We start from the raw sequence: 1,011 nt of genomic DNA on the forward strand, positions 1-1,011 counted from the left end.
AGGCCCGCTTCGGAAACTGGGATTTTTGGTCAACACAACCGAGAAATACATGCGTTCAAAGCCTTACGCCACCCTCACCAACCCCTCATGAATAATTCGGGTTAAACGACAACAACGTTTGTGTCCCAGTGCCGACACTCGTCCGCGAGCTTTCCTGTGAGGGAATTGTCAGTAAACAAAACATCAACGTCCCTTAGCGAGCAGATCGTCAGCGGGGCCCTTCGCGTGAATTTGTCATGGTCCGCGACGATCAGCACCTGACGCGACCTCTGGATGGCGCTGCGACTGACCAGAACTTCCTGGTCATCAAAATCTAGCAGGTCACCATCTTCATCAACGGCAGAACAGCTCAAGACCGAGAAATCGAACTTGAACTGTTTGACCATCTCGGCTGTCAGCATCCCGACCAGCCCCCCGTCAGATCTGCGCAGAACGCCGCCCGTCAAGATAATCTCGCAACTGCGGTTGGTGGCCAGAATATTGGCGATGTTCATGTTGTTGGTCACGACCAGAAGGTTCTCGTGACCCAGTAATTCGCGCGCGACCGCTTCGGTGCTGGTGCCGATGTTCATGAAGACTGAGGCCCCTTCCGGGATCGCCGTGGCACATGCCATCGCGATAGCCTTCTTGCCCTTCTCGTTCAGGCGTCGTCGTTCATCATAGACGATATTGACCACACCGGAGGGGATGACGGCGCCGCCATGGACGCGATCAAGTCGACCGCTGTCTGCCAATTCGGACAGATCCCGTCTGATGGTCTGCACCGTGACGTCGTATAATTTAGCCAGCTCATCCACCGTAACCTTGCCATCTTTGCGCGCCAGTTCGAGTATTTCTTGTTGTCTAAAATTCGTGACCAACGCCGTCTCCTCAGCAGTGCAGGCCAGCCCATCATATGCAGACCGGGCCTTTGCAACATTTAGTTGTGAGGAGTGAACGTCAAGGCTGCGATTCGTTCGATTTTTTTCCCGAATAATTTGAATTTAGAACGATTCCGAAGAAATAATTTCA

Annotated in this window: 1 protein-coding gene; it reads right to left on the reverse strand. The window is 53.0% G+C overall.

Annotated features, from left to right (window positions below):
- Positions 1–101 precede the first annotated feature (101 nt).
- Complete coding sequence (locus tag ACOI1H_RS25795; protein WP_422441189.1) at positions 102–860, reverse strand: DeoR/GlpR family DNA-binding transcription regulator; 759 nt, start codon at positions 858–860, stop codon at positions 102–104.
- Positions 861–1,011 lie beyond the last annotated feature (151 nt).

This window comes from Loktanella sp. DJP18 (assembly GCF_049310965.1).
Classification (GTDB): domain Bacteria; phylum Pseudomonadota; class Alphaproteobacteria; order Rhodobacterales; family Rhodobacteraceae; genus Loktanella.